This window comes from Sphingomonas sp. OV641 (assembly GCF_900109205.1).
GTDB lineage: Bacteria > Pseudomonadota > Alphaproteobacteria > Sphingomonadales > Sphingomonadaceae > Sphingomonas.
Genome location: NZ_FNZB01000001.1, coordinates 1,035,281 through 1,054,162 on the forward strand (window position 1 = coordinate 1,035,281; position 18,882 = coordinate 1,054,162).

Annotated in this window: 17 protein-coding genes and 2 tRNA genes; 13 read left to right on the forward strand and 6 right to left on the reverse strand. The window is 64.4% G+C overall.

Translation table 11 applies throughout. The annotated features are described in order from the left end of the window. Positions 1-18: 18 nt before the first annotated feature. From BMX36_RS04790 to BMX36_RS04825, 8 genes are all read left to right on the forward strand, one after another. Positions 19-363 (forward strand): DUF1049 domain-containing protein, encoded by a 345-nt coding sequence (locus BMX36_RS04790; RefSeq protein ID WP_093063852.1) that lies wholly within the window; start codon positions 19-21, stop codon positions 361-363. Between the two features lie 3 nt (positions 364-366). Further along, on the forward strand, positions 367-1,041 hold the full coding sequence (gene pyrF, locus BMX36_RS04795; protein WP_066781494.1) for an orotidine-5'-phosphate decarboxylase: 675 nt from the start codon (positions 367-369) through the stop codon (positions 1,039-1,041). 81 nt (positions 1,042-1,122) lie between these two features. After that, the gene (locus BMX36_RS04800) at positions 1,123-1,758 is read left to right on the forward strand and encodes a phosphoribosylanthranilate isomerase (protein WP_093063853.1); all 636 of its coding nucleotides are present in this window, start codon (positions 1,123-1,125) and stop codon (positions 1,756-1,758) included. Next, positions 1,755-2,984 carry a tryptophan synthase subunit beta gene (trpB, locus tag BMX36_RS04805; RefSeq protein ID WP_093063854.1) on the forward strand — a complete coding sequence of 410 codons (1,230 nt, stop codon included), beginning with the start codon at positions 1,755-1,757 and terminating at the stop codon, positions 2,982-2,984. The genes BMX36_RS04800 and trpB overlap by 4 nt, the downstream gene beginning before the upstream one ends. Before the next feature lie 61 nt (positions 2,985-3,045). Beyond that, positions 3,046-3,837, forward strand: a complete 792-nt coding sequence (gene trpA / locus BMX36_RS04810; protein ID WP_093063855.1) for a tryptophan synthase subunit alpha — start codon at positions 3,046-3,048, stop codon at positions 3,835-3,837. Beyond that, positions 3,834-4,694 carry an acetyl-CoA carboxylase, carboxyltransferase subunit beta gene (gene accD, locus BMX36_RS04815; protein WP_066781177.1) on the forward strand — a complete coding sequence of 287 codons (861 nt, stop codon included), beginning with the start codon at positions 3,834-3,836 and terminating at the stop codon, positions 4,692-4,694. Before trpA ends, accD begins: the two co-directional genes overlap by 4 nt. A 106-nt stretch (positions 4,695-4,800) precedes the next feature. Then, entirely contained in the window at positions 4,801-6,141 is a 1,341-nt protein-coding gene (locus BMX36_RS04820) for a bifunctional folylpolyglutamate synthase/dihydrofolate synthase (protein WP_093063856.1), read from the forward strand. A 65-nt stretch (positions 6,142-6,206) separates the two neighbouring features. Further along, positions 6,207-6,638, forward strand: coding sequence for a DUF6628 family protein (locus BMX36_RS04825; RefSeq protein WP_066781173.1), 432 nt, complete (start codon positions 6,207-6,209; stop codon positions 6,636-6,638). A gap of 12 nt (positions 6,639-6,650) precedes the next feature. On the opposite strand, the gene BMX36_RS04830 is transcribed toward BMX36_RS04825, so the two are convergent. From BMX36_RS04830 to BMX36_RS04855, 6 genes are all read right to left on the reverse strand, one after another. After that, the gene (locus BMX36_RS04830) at positions 6,651-7,994 is read right to left on the reverse strand and encodes an AmpG family muropeptide MFS transporter (RefSeq protein ID WP_093063857.1); all 1,344 of its coding nucleotides are present in this window, start codon (positions 7,992-7,994) and stop codon (positions 6,651-6,653) included. A 248-nt stretch (positions 7,995-8,242) separates the two neighbouring features. Beyond that, positions 8,243-8,319: transfer RNA gene (locus BMX36_RS04835), tRNA-Asp, on the reverse strand. 87 nt (positions 8,320-8,406) lie between these two features. Further along, positions 8,407-8,483 (reverse strand) — tRNA-Asp (locus BMX36_RS04840). Between the two features lie 24 nt (positions 8,484-8,507). Continuing rightward, the gene (locus BMX36_RS04845; protein WP_371262798.1) at positions 8,508-9,749 is read right to left on the reverse strand and encodes an AI-2E family transporter; all 1,242 of its coding nucleotides are present in this window, start codon (positions 9,747-9,749) and stop codon (positions 8,508-8,510) included. Between the two features lie 78 nt (positions 9,750-9,827). Beyond that, positions 9,828-10,553 (reverse strand): Crp/Fnr family transcriptional regulator, encoded by a 726-nt coding sequence (locus BMX36_RS04850; RefSeq protein WP_066780020.1) that lies wholly within the window; start codon positions 10,551-10,553, stop codon positions 9,828-9,830. 30 nt (positions 10,554-10,583) lie between these two features. Beyond that, positions 10,584-12,278, reverse strand: a complete 1,695-nt coding sequence (locus BMX36_RS04855) for a class I adenylate-forming enzyme family protein (protein WP_093063858.1) — start codon at positions 12,276-12,278, stop codon at positions 10,584-10,586. A 150-nt stretch (positions 12,279-12,428) separates the two neighbouring features. Here BMX36_RS04855 and BMX36_RS04860 point away from each other — a divergent pair, with 150 nt between their 5' ends. The 5 genes from BMX36_RS04860 to BMX36_RS04880 all read left to right on the forward strand — a co-directional run bounded on the left by BMX36_RS04860 (position 12,429) and on the right by BMX36_RS04880 (position 18,818). Beyond that, on the forward strand, positions 12,429-13,652 hold the full coding sequence (locus BMX36_RS04860) for a serine hydrolase domain-containing protein (protein WP_093063859.1): 1,224 nt from the start codon (positions 12,429-12,431) through the stop codon (positions 13,650-13,652). Between the two features lie 98 nt (positions 13,653-13,750). Next, positions 13,751-15,781: a 3-hydroxyacyl-CoA dehydrogenase NAD-binding domain-containing protein gene (locus BMX36_RS04865; RefSeq protein WP_093063860.1), complete on the forward strand. Its 2,031-nt coding sequence runs from the start codon at positions 13,751-13,753 to the stop codon at positions 15,779-15,781. Between the two features lie 132 nt (positions 15,782-15,913). Next, complete coding sequence (locus tag BMX36_RS04870) at positions 15,914-17,236, forward strand: amidase family protein (RefSeq protein ID WP_093065237.1); 1,323 nt, start codon at positions 15,914-15,916, stop codon at positions 17,234-17,236. After that, positions 17,233-17,637, forward strand: coding sequence for a VOC family protein (locus tag BMX36_RS04875; RefSeq protein ID WP_093063861.1), 405 nt, complete (start codon positions 17,233-17,235; stop codon positions 17,635-17,637). Before BMX36_RS04870 ends, BMX36_RS04875 begins: the two co-directional genes overlap by 4 nt. Further along, complete coding sequence (locus tag BMX36_RS04880; RefSeq protein ID WP_066780031.1) at positions 17,634-18,818, forward strand: acyl-CoA dehydrogenase family protein; 1,185 nt, start codon at positions 17,634-17,636, stop codon at positions 18,816-18,818. Before BMX36_RS04875 ends, BMX36_RS04880 begins: the two co-directional genes overlap by 4 nt. Positions 18,819-18,882 lie beyond the last annotated feature (64 nt).

The window sequence follows — 18,882 nt, forward strand, 5'->3', positions numbered from 1 at the left end:
CATGCCGGAGCCTTGTTCATGCAGTTCCTGAAAATCCTGTTCTGGGCGTTGATCGCCTTTGCCGCCGCACTCTTCACCTTCGGCAACTGGAATTGGGTGCCCATATCCTTGTTCGGCAATCTGGTTGCTGAGGTTAACCTGCCGATCCTGCTGCTGGTGACGTTTCTGGCGGGATTTCTACCGACGCTTCTTTACCAGCGCGCCGTTCGATGGCGCCTGCGCCAGCGACTCGCTGCGGCGGAGCGCATGGCGGCCGATCTCCGCGCCCGGGATGTGGCGTCACCAGCGCCCGTGCCCGCGAATGCCCCGGCGCCACACCCAGCGCCGATTTCACCCGTTGCCGTTTCCCCAGAGGTCGCCTGACGCATGTCCAACCGCATCTTCGTCGCCATCGATACGCCGGATCTGGAGCGTGCAAAGGCAATGGCCGCGCGCGTCCGGCACCATGTGGGCGGCCTGAAGCTCGGCCTTGAATTCTTCGTGGCGAACGGCGCGCAAGGGGTGCGGGACATGAGCCAGATCGGGCTCCCGATCTTCCTTGACCTGAAGCTGCACGACATCCCGAACACGGTGGCAAAGGCCATCCAGGCGCTTGGCGGGCTGGAGCCGGCGATCCTCACCGTTCATGCCTCGGGCGGACAAGCCATGCTGGAAGATGCCAAGGCGGCCGCCCCTTCGGGCACCAAGGTGGTCGCCGTCACCATGCTGACCAGCCTGGATGACAATGATTTGGCAGCGACCGGCGTTCAGGGCCGGGCACATGACCATGTCCTACGGCTGACCGAACTCGCCCAGCGATCGGGTGTCGACGGGATCGTCTGTTCGGGCGAAGAGGTGGAGGCGGCGCATCGGAACTGGCCGAAGGGCTTCTTCGTCGTACCCGGCGTCCGACCGGCGGATGGCGCGGCAGGCGACCAGAAGAGGATCGTCACGCCCCGTCAGGCACTCGATCGGGGCGCGTCCGTGCTGGTGATCGGCCGGCCAATCACCCAGGCGGACGATCCCGACGTTGCCGCACGCGCGATTGGCGCGACGCTCTGATCCGGGGGGCGCGGGCGGTGTCTTGCAGCAGTGGCATGCGCGTTGCGGAACACGAGCCCTGCCCCGAGTGAGATTGCTTTGATGACGGACGTAAAAATTTGCGGGCTGAGCACCCAGGCAACCGTCGACGCCGCCATAGCGGGCGGCGCGACGCATATCGGCCTGGTCTTCTTCCCGCCCTCCCCCCGCAACTTGAGCTTCGACTCGGCGGCGGCGCTTGCCGCGCGCATCCCCGCCCGGGTTCGGCGGGTCGGCGTCTTTGTCGACCCCGACGATGCAGCGGTCGAGCGCGCCGTTCAGGCCGGGGGATTGCACGCGCTTCAACTACATAAGGCGTCGCCGCAGCGGGCAGCCCATCTGCGGCAACGCACCGGGCTTGAGATCTGGTCGGCAGTGGCGGTGAAGACACGAGCCGATCTGGACGGCGCCAGGGATTATGCCGGCGCGGCCGACCGCATCCTCTATGATGCGAAGACACCCGCAGGCGCGGCCCTTCCCGGCGGCATGGGCGTGCGGTTCGATTGGTCGCTGCTCGACGGATTTCGCCATCCGCTGCCCTGGGCGCTTTCCGGCGGCCTGGATGCGGCCAATGTTTCAGAGGCGATCCGCCGCACCGGCGCGCCGCTGGTCGATGCGTCGTCCGGTCTGGAAAGCGCGCCCGGCGTCAAGAGCGTGGACAAGATCGCCGCCTTCCTGCAAGCGGTCGCCGCATCATGAACGCTCCGAATTCCTTCCGGGCCCAGCCCGACGAGCGCGGCCACTTCGGCGATTATGGCGGCCGCTATGTCGCCGAAACGCTGATGCCGCTGATCCTTGATCTGGAACGCGAATATCGCGCGGCGAAAAGCGATCCGGCGTTCCAGGCGCAATTCGACGATCTGCTGGAACATTATGTCGGCCGGCCCTCCCCGCTTTATTACGCCGAGCGGCTGACGGATGCGCTACGCGAAAACGCCCCTGAGGGAATGGGCGCGGAGATCTGGTTCAAGCGGGATGAGCTGAACCACACCGGTGCGCACAAGATCAACAATTGCATCGGGCAGATCCTGCTGGCGATACGCATGGGCAAGACGCGGATCATCGCGGAAACTGGCGCCGGTCAGCACGGTGTGGCGACGGCCACCGTCTGTGCCCGCTTCGGCCTTCCGTGCGTGATCTACATGGGCGCGAAGGATGTCGAGCGTCAGCAGCCAAATGTGTTTCGTATGAAGCTGTTGGGCGCCGAAGTTCGCGCGGTGACTTCAGGTGCCAACACGCTGAAGGATGCGATGAACGAGGCGCTGCGCGATTGGGTCGCCAATGTGCACGACACCTTCTACATCATCGGCACCGCCGCCGGCCCCCACCCGTATCCGGAGCTCGTGCGCGATTTCCAGAGCGTGATCGGCCGCGAGGCGCGCGAACAGATGCTCGGCCGTACCGGACACCTGCCCGACCTGCTGGTCGCTGCGATCGGCGGAGGATCGAACGCGATTGGCCTGTTCCACCCATTCCTCGACGATCCCGAGGTGCGGATGCTGGGCGTCGAGGCGGCCGGCGAGGGATTGCAGAAGAAGCACGCGGCGAGCCTTGCCGGCGGTTTCCCGGGCGTTCTCCACGGCAACAAGACCTATTTGTTGCAGGACGAGGACGGGCAGATCGCCGAGGCCCATTCCATCTCCGCCGGGCTCGACTACCCTGGCATCGGTCCGGAGCATGCCTGGCTTAAGGACATCGGCCGCGTAGAATATACGGCGGTCACCGATGACGAGGCGCTCGATGCCTTTCAGCTTCTTTGCCGCACCGAGGGCATCATTCCGGCGCTGGAGCCATCGCACGCAATCGCAGCTGTCGCTCGCATTTCGCGGGAAATGCGGCGGGATCAGGTGATCCTCGCCAATCTGTGCGGCCGCGGCGACAAGGACATCTTCACGGTCGCGCATGCGCTGGGAGTAGCGATATGATCGCTGACAAACATCGCTCGCCGGCAATCAGCCCGGCTCTCCCGATCGGTGGAGGGCCGCAATGACCCGTCTATCCGCTGCATTCCAGAAGGATCATCCTGCCCTCGTCTGTTTCGTGACAGCCGGTGATGGTAACACCCCTGCGGTGCTCGACGCCCTGGTCGAAGGCGGCGCCGACGTGATCGAACTCGGCATGCCCTTCACGGACCCGATGGCGGATGGCCCAGCGATCCAGGCCGCCAACATCCGCAGTTTGGAAGCAGGCACAACAACAGCCGATATCCTTAGGTATGCACACGGTTTTCGCGCGCGGCACCCGAACGTTCCGCTGGTGCTGATGGGTTATGCCAATCCCATGCTGCGTCGTGGCGCGGCATGGTTTGCTACCGCGGCGCGCGATGCTGGTGTGGACGGGATCATCTGCGTGGACATTCCGCCAGAAGAAGACGACGCGCTTGGACCGGAGCTGCGCAAGGCCGGGATCGATCCTATCCGTCTGGCCACGCCGACGACGGATGTAGCGCGCCTGCCCGATGTGCTGAACGGTGCGTCGGGCTTCGTCTATTACGTCTCTGTCGCCGGGATCACCGGCCTGCAGCAGGCGGTGCAGGGCTCGATCGAGGCAGCTGTCGCGCGGCTGAAGGCAGCGACCGATCTGCCGATTGCAGTAGGCTTCGGCATCCGCACGCCCGAACAGGCGCAGGCGATCGCTCGCGTTTCCGACGGGGTGGTCGTCGGATCGGCGATCGTTGAGCTTGTTGCCCGTCACGCAGCGGATGCGCCGCGCCACGTGCGCACCTATGTTGAAAGCTTAGCGGCCGCTGTTCGCGCCGCGCGGAAGGAAATGGCATGAGCTGGTTGTCCAGCGTTCGCAACGCTTTGTCGTTCGTTGTTCCCGCGACGAAGGAGACTCCCGACAACCTCTGGCACAAGTGCAAGGGGTGCGGGACAATGGTGTTCACCAAGGAGTGGGAGGAAAACCTGTCGGTTTGCCCGTCTTGCGATCACCATGGGCGGATCGGCCCGGCAGCCCGTTTCGAGCAACTGCTCGATGAGGGTAGCGCAAAGGTCCTGGCTGCACCGAACGCGCCGGAAGATCCGCTGAAGTTCCGCGATTCCAAGCGCTATTCCGACCGGTTGAAGGCGGCGCGCGCGGAAACCGGGGAGCAGGACGCCTTCATCAACGCGCGCGGCACCATCAAGGGCCATCGCGTGGTGATCGGCGTGCAGGATTTCGCCTTCATGGGCGGATCCATGGGCCAAGCGGTCGGGGAAGCGTTCATCCAAGGCGTGGAAACCGCGATCGCTGATCGCGCGCCCTATGTTGTGTTCACGGCCAGCGGTGGTGCGCGCATGCAGGAAGGCATTCTGAGCCTGATGCAGATGCCGCGCAGCACGGTTGCCATCCAGATGCTGCACGATGCGGGCCTGCCCTATATCGTGGTGCTGACCGATCCGACATCAGGCGGGGTGATGGCGGCTTACGCCATGCTGGGCGATGTCCATATCGCCGAACCGCGCGCAACGCTTGCCTTCACCGGCCGCCGCGTGATCGAGAATACGATCCGCGAAAAGCTGCCCGACGATTTTCAGACCAGCGAATATTATCTGGAACATGGGCTGGTGGACATGGTGGTGCACCGCAAGGAGCTGCGCGATCGTCTGGCCACGGTGATCGGCTATCTGTGCGCAGACCGTAAGGCGGCCTGAGCGCGGCGGCCATCGGCGCAGCACCGGAAGGCCTTGGTAGAAGTTCGGAGCGGCGGCGGGTGTTTTCGGCCTGTCGCCGGCCAGCGCGTGGAGAGCCGGAGCGACAATGCCCGACCATGCCGTTTCGTCCGATCCCGCGGTGCAGGCGCAGCTTGCCCGGCTCTGGTCCCTCTCCCCGGGCGCGGACGTCCTGGGCCTTTCGCGGATCACGGCGCTGCTCGCGCGGCTGGGCGATCCACACTTGCGCCTCCCGCCGGTGTTTCACGTGGCCGGAACGAACGGCAAGGGCTCAACCTGCGCATTTCTCCGCGCGATGCTGGAGGCGGGCGGGAAACGCGTTCACGTCTATTCCAGCCCCCATCTGGTGCGTTTCAACGAACGGATCCGCATCGCGGGCGAGCTGATCGAGGATGCGGACCTTGCGGTTCTGCTACGGGAAGTGCTCGACGCCGGCGGCGATATCGGCGCGAGCTTTTTCGAAGTAACGACTGCGGCCGCCTTTCTCGCCTTCTCCCGCACTCCGGCGGATGCCTGCGTCATCGAGGTTGGCCTGGGCGGAAGGCTGGACGCGACCAATGTTGTTCATCCCCTGATCTGCGGCATCGCGGGCCTCGGGATCGATCATGAAGCGTTCCTTTTGGCCGACGAAGCCGGCACGCCCGCCGAGCCGATGGCGCGAATAGCTTTCGAAAAGGCAGGGATCGCCAAATCCGGCGTGCCGATCGTGACGCTGAACTATCCCGCAATCGCGAACGAGGCCGTCAGCGCGGTTGCTGGAGCGAAGCGCGCGATCCTGCACCGAGCGGGTGATAGCTGGAGGTCCGAAGCCAAGCCGGCGGGTATCCGGTATTCGGATGAGGGCGGCACACTTGATCTGCCCCTGCCCTCCCTTCCGGGTCTCCATCAAAGTGACAATGCTGCCCTTGCGGTCGCCATGTTGCGACACCAGCGCACCTTCAACATCGGGCCGGAGCACATGGCGACGGGAATCCAGCGCACATTCTGGCCGGCGCGCATGCAGCGGTTGCGGGACGGGCCGCTGACACGGATGCTGGGCGATCAGCCGAGCGGCGGCGTCTGGCTGGACGGTGCCCACAACGAATCGGCAGCGGCGGCGATCGCTGCCGCCTGGCCCGGCGATGCGCGCACGGTCGTTGTCATCGGCATGCTGGCCAACAAGGATGCAAATTCGGTGGTCCGCTACCTCACAAAGATGGCGGCAGCGGTTCAGGTCATTGCCATTCCGGTTCCCGGCCATGCGCACCACGATCCAGCGGATCTGGCGGCGATCGCGGCAAGCGAAGGTGCCCTTTCCACCGCTGCGGCCGCCGATGTGGAGCAGGCTTTTGCCATACTCTCCGGCACCGATGCCGAACGCATTCTGATCGCCGGCTCCCTCTATCTGGCCGGTGAGGTGCTCTCACGAAACGACGAGATACCGAGCTGATCGTAATGTGCGATTGACTTGCAATAGCGGATTGAGAGAGACTTGCCGGAAGAGGAGTCTCTTCCATGACCATGTCCGCACCCGCCACTCTGGCGCTTCTGCCACATGCACTTCCTGTCTGCTCCAACGCCCGCACGGCCCTGTTCGCGATGCGTCGGATGGGCGCCCACGGACTGAACGATGCGCGTGCGGCGCACGCCTTCTTTACGGCATTCGGCGAAAGCTTTCGCAGGCCACTGATGCTGATGCGCGGGTTGATGGTGGACCTCGCCACTGCAGCGGCCGGGCCGATCTCCATCGCGCCATGCTGCTATTCGCGGATGACCCATGCCGAGGCCGCCGTGTTGACGATCCTGTCCCGCGTTGAGGTCCATACCGATACGGCACAGCTGCTGATGACCGACCTGCTTGGCATCAGGGCAGTGGATGGTGTTCTGGCCAGTGCAGCGGCCGTCGCCATGGCCTTTGCCGACGAAGGCCGACCGATCACCGCTTGACGCTCGCCCCCGCTAGGCGGGAGCGCCCTCTGCCCGCGCGGGATCCTCTTCGGCCGTTGGCTGGCGTGCCTGCTCCACGACGAAGCCGCGCTTCCACAGGATCCACAACAGGATTAGGCCTGGCACCGCCACGATCATGGTGACGATCCAGAAGCCAACCCAGCCGAAGGCCTCTGCGACATAGCCGGAGGGCGTGGACAGCCAGGTCCGGCCCACCACGGCGAACGACGACAAGAGAGCGAACTGGGTCGCCGTATAGGCAAGGTTGGCCAGACCGGAGAGATAGGTGGCGAAAACCGTCAACCCGATGCCGCTGGTCACCTGTTCCGTCGCCACGGCGATGAACAGCCACGTGGGCGAGTGGCCGTTCGCCGCAAGAATGGCGAAGGTGGCGTTGGACAGCATCATCAGCACGCCGGAGACGAACAATGCCCGTCCCATGCCGAGCCACGCCAGGAACGGGGCGCCCAGCGCCGTCCCGATCAACAGTCCCCAGAGGCCAACCACCTTGTTGATCGCCAGGAATTCGGTGTCGGAAAAACCAAGCTCCACGATCATGGGGTTGAGCATCCCCTGCCCCATCGCATCGCCAAGCTTGTAGACGAGGACGAAGAGCAGGATCAGCACGGCACCGCGCCGCTGGAAGAACTCACGGAACGGGCTCACCACCGTATCGGTGAACCAGCCGCGGCCACCCCGCTTCACCGCCTGTTCGTGCAGGCCTGGGCCGATCCACAAGGCAGCGATCGCAGCGGGCACAAGGCAGAGGGAAGTGAGGCCATAGCCAAATGCCCATCCGAGCCCCAGCCCCTCGGCCGAGGCAATCGCGATAGTGCCGACACCGGCGATGAAGTTGCCCGTGCGATACCCGAACTGGTTCATGGCGGTGCCATGCGCCAGCTCGGCATCGGGCAAAATCTCGATACGGTAGGCATCGATGACGATGTCCTGCGTCGCCGACAGAAACGCCGTCACGATCGCCCAGAATGCAAAAACGCCAAGGTGCAGCTCAGGCTGGCTCGCCCCCAACATCCACACGGAGACGAACAGCATCGCCTGCACAAGGAAGAGCCACGCGCGGCGCTGGCCGAAAAGCTCCGTCAGGAACGGAAGACGCGTGCGATCGATCAACGGCGCCCACAGGAACTTCAGCGTGTAAGGCGTGGTCAGCCCGATGGCGAAGCCGATCGTCTTCTTGTCGATGCCGACCTTCGCCAGCCAGAAGGTCATGGTGCCAAGCAAAAGTGTCAGCGGAAATCCGCTGGAGATGCCGAGCAGAAAAGCGGCCAATGGCCGCGGCCGGAAATACGGCCCCATCGCGGCGCCAAACCCACGCCGCGAAACTGCTTCGGTCATCTACGCTTGCTCCAAACCCCGAACGGAAAGCGACACTAACGGCAATTCGTGGACAGGTAAGCCCATGATCGCGGCCGCTGAGAATCTCATCCCCGTGTCGCTGCGCTTCGTCGCCCTTCCACTCACGCGCGCGTAGCGCCTGCGCTGCGCAGCTGGAGGAGGGATATTGGCGGCGGGGCCAAACCTGGAGAGGGTTGCCGATGCGGCACCCTGCCTTCTCGCGGCAGGGTCAATGCCATCCTGCTGGATGGCGCGAGTGACGGGGCTCGAACCCGCGACCTCCGGCGTGACAGGCCGGCGCTCTAACCAACTGAGCTACACCCGCTCAAACAATCCAAACGCTTGTCAGCACCCCGTGATTTCCGATGCTTCCCGCACCGGTTATAATGAGACGCATCCTCCACCTTGAAGGTGGCGCGAGTGACGGGGCTCGAACCCGCGACCTCCGGCGTGACAGGCCGGCGCTCTAACCAACTGAGCTACACCCGCTTGGATCAGCGTGGAGGCGCGCCACTATGCCACCGGCGCGGGGCTGTCAACGACCTCATCATCGCTTTTGTCGAATCCTCGCGATCTCTTCGTCGGCTGGCGCACCAGGGTACCATGTTCGAAGAGGAAGCCGGCGATATCCGGCTTGCCAGCGCCATTGATGATCGTCTGGATGATGATGAGCAGCGGCACCGCGAGCAGCGCGCCGATCGTGCCCCAGACCCAGCCCCAAAAGCTGAGCGAGATGAGAATCAGCACCGGGCTGATCGTCAGTCGATGGCCCACGATCAGCGGCGTCACGACGTTCGCCTCGATCAGATGAAGCCCATACATGATCGCCGGTGCCGCGAGCGCCGTTGCGACATCGTTGAAGGTCATCAGCCCGCCGAGTGCGACCAGCAGCGCCGCGATCACCGGCCCGAAATACGGGATGTAGTTGAACAGCGCGACGATCCCGCCCCACATCAGCGGAAAGGGCATGCCGAGCAAGTGAAGCGCCCCAGCCGTGACGAGCCCGAGCACGATGTTGATCGCGGTGATCGTGCCGAGATAGCTGGAAACATCGTCCACCACATCCTGGATTACCCGCGCCGTCGCCATCGCGCCGCCGAAGCTTTCGCGATTGGTGATCATGTTCGTTCTGGTCCGCGTCCAGCCAGTCAGGAAGAAGAAGGTGACGAGGACGGCATAGAGCACCTGGATGATCACTGCCGGCGCGGACGTGGCCGCAAGCTCCAGGATCGAACTGGGCGGCGCTACCGCTGCGGTCGGCGATTGCCGCACCGGCGCGGCGGCAAGCCGCCGCAGGGTGCGGTTCGCATATCGCTCCAGGTTCGAGTAGAGATCGAGCAGCGGCTCGAGATTGTCCTGGATCCGGTCGATCCTTCGCGGCAGCAGGCGGAAGAAGTCGATCGCGGGCACGACGATTGCGGCCAGCGCCACATTGGCCGCAAGCAGAAAGAGGATCACGCACAGCAGCGCGGCAAGCGCTGGCGGAAGGCGGCGCGCCTCCAGCCACTCCAGCAATGGGATCAGCGCGATGCTGACCACGATCGCGACCGCCGTCGGCATGAAGAACTCGGCGCCCGCTTTCAGCGCGAACGGCAAGCCAATAAGCAGCCCCATGCCGGCGGTGAGCGTCAGGGCGGCCAGCAGACGATCCCGTCGCAGCGCGACGCGTGGCTCAGGCGACGACGCCCCTGACAATGAAGGGTCGGCAGCATCATCAAGGAGCGAAAGCGACGGGCCCGGTGAGGTTTCAACCACCGTGCGCGCGATCCCGGGGCGAGGCGGCGATCCCGTAAACAGTCTGGTCGTAGCGGGGTACGGAAAGCGTGCTGTTGATCATTCCCGCCAGGGTCCGCCTTCAAGATAGAGGTAATCGGCCTTGAACTCCCCCAACCGGGCGAGTCGGTCAATATCGAGTATCTGCAGCTTGCCACGGTTGAAGATCGCCAGGCCGTCTTCCCGGAGCCGCCGGAGAACGCGATTGACGTGAACGCTGGTCAGCCCGACGACGTCGCCCAGATCCTGCTGGGTCAAGGGGAGCTCGCATCTGCCATCCGCCGCCAACCCGATGGCGTGCATCCGGCAATAGGTCTCGCAAACGAAGTGCGCGACCCGCCCGGCCGCGTTCAGCCGCCCGATGCGAAAGACCCATTCGCGATGAAGCGCGGCGTCGAGCAAGGTGCTGAACCACAGAAGCGATGCCAGATGCGGCCGCTCCTTCATGATAAGGTCGAGCCGGTCGTGGCGAACATAAGCCACCTTGGCCGACGTGATGGTCGCCACATTGTGGTCGATATAGCGGGTCGGATAACTATGGAGGTCCACGAAGTCGCCGGGGACGTGATAGGACAGCATCTGTCGATAGCCGTCGCGTGCATCCATGTAGCGACAGGCGTAACCTTCGACGATCAGCGTGCTCCGCCGAAGGCGATCACCGCGGTTCGCCAGCGACTTGCGCGGCGGCACCACCTCAATCGTTTCGACCGCTGATTCAAGAACAGCCAGTTCTTCGGCAGACAGTTCGCTGCGCCGTCTGCCTCGGAGAAAATCCTTTGTATGCATCGACGCCCCTCGTTTCGCCGATGTAACGCTTCAGGCAGCGGCGCGATCCTCGAAGTAGCTCTTTAACTCACGCTTGAGTATTTTCCCGTTGGCGTTGCGCGGCAGCATTTCCTGACAGAAGCGGATCGCGACGGGCACCTTGAACGCGGCAAGCCGATCCCGGACCCAGACCTGAAGCTCAGCCTCGGTCGCTGTGGTGCCGGGCGCGAGGTGAACGACGGCGGCAGGTTCCTCCCCAAGGATGCGATGCGGGATGCCGATCAACGCGCAATCGGTGACGGCGGGATGGTCGTAGAGAACGTTTTCCACCTCGCTGGAATAGATGTTCTCGCCGCCCCGGATCACCATGTCCTTCGCGCGATCGACGATGAAGCAGAAGCCTTCCTCATCGAGCCGGGCGAGGTCACCCGTGCGCACCCATCCGTCGACAAAGGTGGCAGCGGTCGCCTCGGGCTTGTTCCAATAGCCCTTCACGATCATTGGTCCGCGCGCCCACAATTCGCCGATCTCACCAGGCGCTAGCGCCTCGCCATCCGAACCGGTGACCTTCAGATCGGCGACCGCGACCGCCGGCCCGCAGCTTTCCGGACGTCGCAGGTAATCCTCTCCGGAATGGGTGGTCACGGTGGCGGTCGTCTCGGTCATGCCCCAGCCGTTGCCGGGCGCGGATTTCAACTCGGCGGCGATCTTGCGCACCAGTTCGGGCGCTGATGGCGCACCGCCATAACCGATCGTCTCCAGGCTGGAGAGATCGTACCGATGGCGTTCGGGATGCTCCAGCAGCTGCCAGGCGATGGTCGGCACGCCGCCAGTGGAATTCACCTTTTCCCGCTCGATGATTTCCATCGCCCGGACGGCATCGAACTTGCGCATGTAGATCACCGTGTGACCGGCGGCCATCGCGCCCATCAAGCCGGACGAGAGAGCGGTGGCGTGGAACAGCGGGATCACCGTCAGCGCCACTTTCCGGCTGGGTTCCGGCAAGGGATCGCCGCGGCGCAGGATCGACCGAGCCATGGCATAGCCGGTCGAAAGGATGTTCGTCATGAAATTGCGATGCGTGCCGAGCGCTCCCTTGGGCTGCCCCGTGGTGCCGCTGGTATAGAGGATCGACGCCTCATCGTCCGGATCGAGCGCGACCGGCGGCAACTCACGGGCGGGAAGCCGCGACCAATCGTGGGGCGTGCCGATCACGTCCTCGAGGCGCTCCGCCCCTTGCAGCGGCGCGGTGGCGCGACTCACCAGGATACGCGTGAGGCCGGCCAGTTGCGGACGCAGCGGCGCAATCCTTTCCCACCGCTCATCATCGGCGATCAGCACCTTCGCGCCGGAGTCCGACAAGCCATAGGCAAGCTCCTCACCCGTCCACCAGGCGTTGAGCGGAACCGCGATCGCGCCAAGCACCGTGGCGGCGAAGAAGCCGACGATCCACTCGGGCAGGTTGCGCATTGCGATCGCCACCCGATCACCCTTCCCGATACCACCGGCAGCGAGATCCGCCGCGAGCGCCGCAATGGCACGGAATTGTGCGTCGTAGCTGACCCGCTCATCCTCATAGATGGTGGCCAGTTGCTCTCCGTGCGTGCGCGAAAGCGCCACCAGCGCGGCCATGTGTGGGGGCGCATTCTTCCACACGCGCGTCGGCACGCCGCGGATCACCACCGTTTCCATCTCGAACCTGGCGCCGGGCGCCGTCAGCACGGCTTCCGCTTCCTTCACGGACATGGCCGGCCAAGCTGCGGCCAGAGGTTGCGTTGCCACGTCGGTTTCTCCCAGCGTTGAAATTCGGTTCTCCAGACGCGCACGTTAGGATTGATTCACCAGCCGCTCAAGCGATAGGAAGAGGCCGATTAGAAGCCGGGGTATGGAGGGGCAATGAACATCGCATCACCCGAGAAGCATGGGTTCGACAGCCGGCGCCTTGCTGCGATCGATACCTTCCTGAAAGAACGGTACCTCGATTCGGGTGAGTTCCCGCACACACAGCTTCTCGTGTCGCGCGATGGCGAGCTTGTGCATTTTTCGTCGCAGGGCGCGGCGCGCGAGGGCGGCGGCGCCACCATCGACGAAAGCAGCCTGTTCCGTATCGCTTCCATGACGAAGCCGATCACTTCCGTGGCGTTCATGATGCTGGTGGAGGAGTGCAAGGTCGCGCTCGATACGCCGGTTCATCACGTTCTGCCCGAATTCAAGAAGCTGGGGGTCTATGCGGGGGGCGGCGCCGGCGTGCCGTTCATGACGCGCCCGACGGAAGAGCCGATGCGGATGGTGGATCTGCTGCGGCATACGTCGGGGCTGACCTACGGCTTTCAGAACCGGTCGAACATCGATGCCGCGCATCGCGAACTGAAGCTGGAGAACTGGCACGGCAATTACGATCTTGACGGCTTCGTTGCCGAACTTGGCAAGTTGCCGCTGGAATTTTCGCCCGGCACCAGCTGGAATTATTCTGTTTCGACAGACGTTCTGGGCGCCGTGGTCCAGCGGGTTTCGGGCATGTCGCTGCCGGACTTCTTCGAGCAGCGTATCTTCAAGCCGCTGGGCATGAACGACACGGGGTTCACCGTGCCGACGAACAAGCTGGATCGCCTCGTCGACTGCTATACGCTGGTACCGGGCAAGGGACGGGTCATGTTCGACCGCGCCGAGGAAAGCATGTGGTTGAAGCCCTTCACGCTGGTTTCCGGCGGCGGCGGCCTGGTGTCCACCGCGCTGGATTACCAGCGTTTCTGCCAGATGTGCCTCAATGGTGGCACGCTGGACGGTGCGCGCATCCTCGGCCGCAAGACGATCGATCTGATGACCCAGAATCATCTGCCCGGCGGGGCGGACCTGTCGTCCATGTCGCGTTCCTTGTTCAGCGAAACGCAGAATGCCGGCACCGGCTTCGGCCTGGGCTTCGCCGTGACGATCGACACCGCCCGCTCGATGATGCCCGGGAGCGTCGGTGAATATTATTGGGGTGGCATGTTCTCCACCGCGTTCTTCATCGATCCGGTCGAGCGGCTGACGATGGTGTTCATGACGCAGCTTTCGCCCAGCATGATCTATCCCATCCGCCGCGAGCTCAAGACGATGATCTACTCGGCGCTGACCTGACCCCTCTCCGTCCGTCCCGAGCGAAGTCGAGGGACGGACGCCACACGACACCGTGTCCCGGCTCCGCTCGACACGAACGATTTTGATTGGAGATCCAAATGACTTCCCCCGTCCGCTTCGAACGCCACGACGATGTCCTCGTCATCATTTCCGATTCACCGCCGGTGAACGCGCTCGGCGCTGGCGTGCGCGACGGGCTGCATGAAGGCGTGAGCCAGGGCATCAACGATCCCGCGATCAAGGCGATGGTGATCCGTTGCGACGGCAAAACCTTTTTCGCCGGCGCCGACATCACTGAATTCGGCAAGCCGCCAAAGGGCGCGTCGCTCCACGAAGTGATCGCCATGATGGACTCGAGCGAAAAGCCGATTGTCGCGGCGATCCACGGCACGGCTTTGGGCGGCGGCTGTGAAGTCGCGCTCGCCTGCCATTATCGGGTCGCGGTTCCCTCGGCCGTGATGGGCCTGCCGGAAGTGAAGCTTGGCCTGCTGCCGGGCGCCGGTGGTACGCAGCGCCTGCCGCGCATCGTCGGAGTGAAGGCAGCGATCGAGATGGTTGCGATTGGTGATCCGATCCCCGCCAAGAAGGCGAACGAAGTCGGCCTGGTCGATCGCGTGGTCGGCGAAGACTCGCTGGAGGCGGACGCGATCGCCTTTGCGCGCGAAGTTGCCGACAAGAAGCCGATCCCGCGCGTTCGCGACAAGACCGTCGCGCCCGATCCCGAAGCCGTGGAGGCATTCAAGAAGCAGCATGGCAAGCGCATGCGCGGCTTCGACGCGCCCGCCGCCAACATCGCCTGCGTCGTCGCGGCGAGCGAGCTGCCGTTCGACGAAGGCATGAAGTTCGAGCGCGCAGAGTTCGTCAAGCTGATGGAGGGCACCCAGTCGGCCGCACAGCGTCACCTCTTCTTCGCCGAGCGCCAGGCCGCCAAGATCGACGACGTCGATCCCAAGACTCCGCTGCGCCCGATCAACAAGGTCGGCGTGATCGGCGCCGGCACGATGGGCGGCGGCATCTCGATGAACTTCCTGTCGGCCGGTGTGCCCGTCACGATCGTCGAAATGCAGCAGGACGCGCTCGATCGCGGTACCGGCGTGATGCGCAAGAATTATGAGGCGAGCGCCGCCAAGGGCCGCATCAAGCCCGACGCGCCGGAAAAGGCGATGGGCCTCGTCACGCCGACGCTCAACCTCGAGGATCTCGCCGATTGCGACCTCATCATCGAGGCCGTTTATGAGAATATGGACGTCAAGAAGGAGCTGTTCACCAAGCTCGACGCCATCGCCAAGCCGGGCGCGATCCTCGCCACCAACACCAGCTATCTCAACGTCGACGAGATCGCCGCGGTGACGAAGCGGCCCGAGGATGTGCTGGGCATGCACTTCTTCTCGCCGGCCAACGTGATGCGCCTGCTTGAGGTGGTGCGCGGCGAGAAGACCGCCAAGGACGTGCTCGCCACCGTCATGGCGCTGGCCAAGAAGATCAAGAAGGTCGCGGTCGTGGCGGGCGTCTGCCACGGCTTCATCGGCAACCGCATGCTCTCGCCGCGGCAGATCGAGGCGAACAAGCTGCTGATGGAAGGCGCCACCCCGGCGCAGATCGACAAGGTCCATCTCGATTTCGGCATGCCGATGGGTCCGTTCCAGATGGCCGACCTCGCCGGCATCGACATCGGCTGGCACCGCGACCCAAGCCGGATCGAGAGCATCCGCGATGCGCTCGCCGCCGAAGGCCGCTGGGGCCAGAAGAAGGGCGCGGGCTATTACGACTATGACGAGAAGCGCAATGCGACCCCGTCGCCGCGTGCCTTGGAGATCATCGAGGAATTCCGCGCCAAGTCCAACCTGCCCAAGCGCGAGATTACCGATCAGGAAATCGTCGAGCGCACGCTCTACACGATGGTCAACGAGGGCGCGCTGATCCTCGAAGAGGGCAAGGCCCAGCGCGCAAGCGACATCGATGTGGTGTGGATCATGGGCTACGGCTGGCCGGTGTATCGCGGCGGCCCGATGTTCTGGGCGCAGAACGAGGTCGGCCTGAAGAAGGTGGTCGAGGGGCTGGAGAAGCATGGCTTCAAGGTCGCCGAAGGCCTGAAGAGCGCCGCGGAAACGGGCGGTTCGCTCAAGTGATCGCGACCGGCCCCTTTCCGTCCGTTTCGCCCGGCGCTCTCGCCGGACGGAGCGGTGCTGCGAGGTGGCCGGGCGCTCGCCCTGTCTGTTTACGGTGGCGGTCGGTGGAGCCCGTGGGAGATGTCGCACATCATGGCTGAGCGGACCGCTCTTGGAACCGCAGCGGCAATCCGGTCCGGCGAGACCAGCGCCTTGCTGGAGGCTGAGGCGGCCATTGCGCGGATCGAGGCGCGCGATGGCCAGCTGAACGCGGTGGTCGTGCGCGATTTCGATCGGGCGCGCCACGCGGCCGCCGAGCTAGACCAGCGGATCCGGAACGGCTTCGACGCGCCGCTGCTTGGCGTGCCGATGACGATCAAGGAAAGCTTCAACGTCGCGGGCCTTCCCACCACCTTTGGCTTCGAAGAACATCGCGACTTTATCGCGACCGAAGACGCGGTCGCCGTGAAGCGGCTGAAGGCGGCGGGCGCGATCCTGCTCGGCAAGACGAATGTGCCGCCGGCGCTATCCGACCTTCAGTCGAACAATCCGGTCTATGGGCGCACCCGAAACGCCATCAACCCAGATCGTAGTGCGGGCGGGTCGTCGGGCGGATCTGCCGTGGCACTGGCCGCCGGCATGGTCCCGCTGGAATTCGGCTCCGACATCGGCGGTTCGATCCGAGCGCCCGCTGCCTTCAACGGCGTCTATGGGCACAAGCCGACCTGGGGCGTGCTGCCGACCGATGGACATTGCCACCCCGGAACGGACGGCGCGCGAAGCGTCCTTTCCGTCATCGGCCCGCTGGCGCGCGATGCGGACGACCTGGAAACGGCGCTGGGCGTCGTCGCCGACCATCCCCTCGCCCCCGCCCGTCAACATGGCCCAGCCTGGCGCATCCTGATGCTGACGGATCACCCGCTGGCGAAGGTGCAGCGAGCCATTGTTTCCGCGATGGAGACGCTGGCGAACGTGCTGGAGAAGGCGGGCGCGGTGGTGGATCGGTCATCCGACCTGCTGCCCGATCTGCCACGACAACATGCCGGCTATTGGCAGATGCTGAACATCGCCATGACGCGCCGGCAGCCGGCGCGAGAGGGGCAGCAGGAGCCGACGCTGGAAGCCTGGCTGCACCTTCACGACGAGCAGGCGCGCATCCAGCGACAATGGCGACGGCTGTTCGAACAGTATGACCTGGTGATCGCACCCGTCATGGGCATGACGGCCTTTCCGCATGACGACACCCCGCTGGCGGAGCGGCGGCTGGATGTGGACGGCGAGGATACGCAATTCTTCCATCAATTCGCCTTTGCCGGGCTCGCGACATTCCCGATGCTGCCAGCGACCAGCGTGCGCATCGGCACCGATCCGGACGGCATGCCGATCGGGGTGCAAATCATCGCCGACCTATACGCGGATCGCACTGCAATTGCGGGCGCGCGTACGGCCCATGATCTTACCTGGGGGCAGGCATGACGGTCAGCCGCATTCTGTTCACCAAGTTCATCGTGGCCGATCTGCCGGCGGCGATTACCTTTTACGAGCAGGCCTTCGGGTTCGTGGTCCGCAACCGGATCACGCTGCCGGGCATGGAGGAAGTGCTGATCGGGCTGGCCGACGACACCTTCACGCTCGTTCTCTACCATCATACGGATGGTCGCGCGCTGACCCGCGGTGATCACCATGGCCCGCTCGGCCTGTCGACCCGCGACATCGACGCTGCCTGGGATCGAGCGATCGCTGCGGGTGGCACTGCCGTACGTCCCCCGGAAGACCTGCCCGGTATGCGGATCGCGTTTCTGGACGATCCCGAGGGGCACGCGATAGAATTGATTCAGTACAAGCGGGACAAGGCCCGCGAAGGAGCAACCCAATGAGCGATCTTGAACAATTTCGCGCCGAGACGCGTGCCTGGCTGGAGGCGAACTGCCCGCCCGAGATGCGCGAGCCGATCCGCAGCGAGAAAGACACGGTGTGGGGCGGACGCGACCAGAGCGCGATGAGCCCGGCCCAGAAGCAGTGGATGAACGCCATGGGCGCCAAGGGCTGGACCGTGCCCGATTGGCCCAAGGAATATGGCGGCGGCGGGCTTTCCGCGGCGGAGACCAAGGTCCTGCGCGAGGAAATGGGCCGCATCCGGGCGCGCAATCCGCTGAACAGCTTCGGCATCTCGATGCTCGGGCCGGCGCTGCTCAAGTACGGCACCGAGGAGCAAAAGAAGGAGCATCTGCCCAAGATCGCGCGCGGCGAGATCCGCTGGTGCCAAGGTTATTCCGAACCGAACGCCGGGTCGGACCTCGCCAGCCTCGCCACCAGCGCGGAGGACAAGGGCGATCACTTCCTGGTCAACGGCCAGAAGATCTGGACCAGCTACGCCAACTATGCCGACTGGATCTTCTGCCTCGTTCGCACCGACAAGACGAACAAGCATAACGGTATCAGCTTCGTCCTGTTCGACATGCAGACGCCGGGCGTGTCGACGAAGCCGATCCTTCTCATCAGCGGCTATTCGCCGTTCTGCGAAACCTTCTTCGACAATGTGAAGGTGCCCAAGGAAAACCTCGTCGGCGAGCTCAACAAGGGCTGGGACGTGGCGAAGTATCTGCTCGGCCACGAGCGCGAAATGATTTCCGGCATGGGCCTGGGCAGCGGCGGCAAGAACCCGCTGATTACCGGTGCGATCGCCACCATCGGACTTGATCATGACGGGCGCCTGGCAGACCCGCTGCTGCGCGCGAAGATCGCCGAGTTCGAAGTGCGATCCAAGGCTTTTGCGGCGCAATCCGAACGGTTTATCGATGAGCTGAAGGCCGGCCGCGCGCATCCCGCACAGCCTTCGATGATGAAATATTACGGCACCGAGCTAAACAAGGCACGCCATGAACTGATGATGGCGTCGGGCGGATCGGACGCGCTGGAGTGGGAAAGCGAACGCTCGGACGGCGGCAGCGCGCCGCGCGCCTGGCTGCGCACCAAGGCGAACTCGATCGAGGGCGGCACCAGCGAGGTGCAGCTCAACATCATTTCCAAGCGCATCCTGCAGCTGCCGGGCGCCTGACCCTCGCGATTGCACGGTTCCGGCTCCGGCCGGAACCTCCCAGCATCAGGCGCATCCAAGTGGT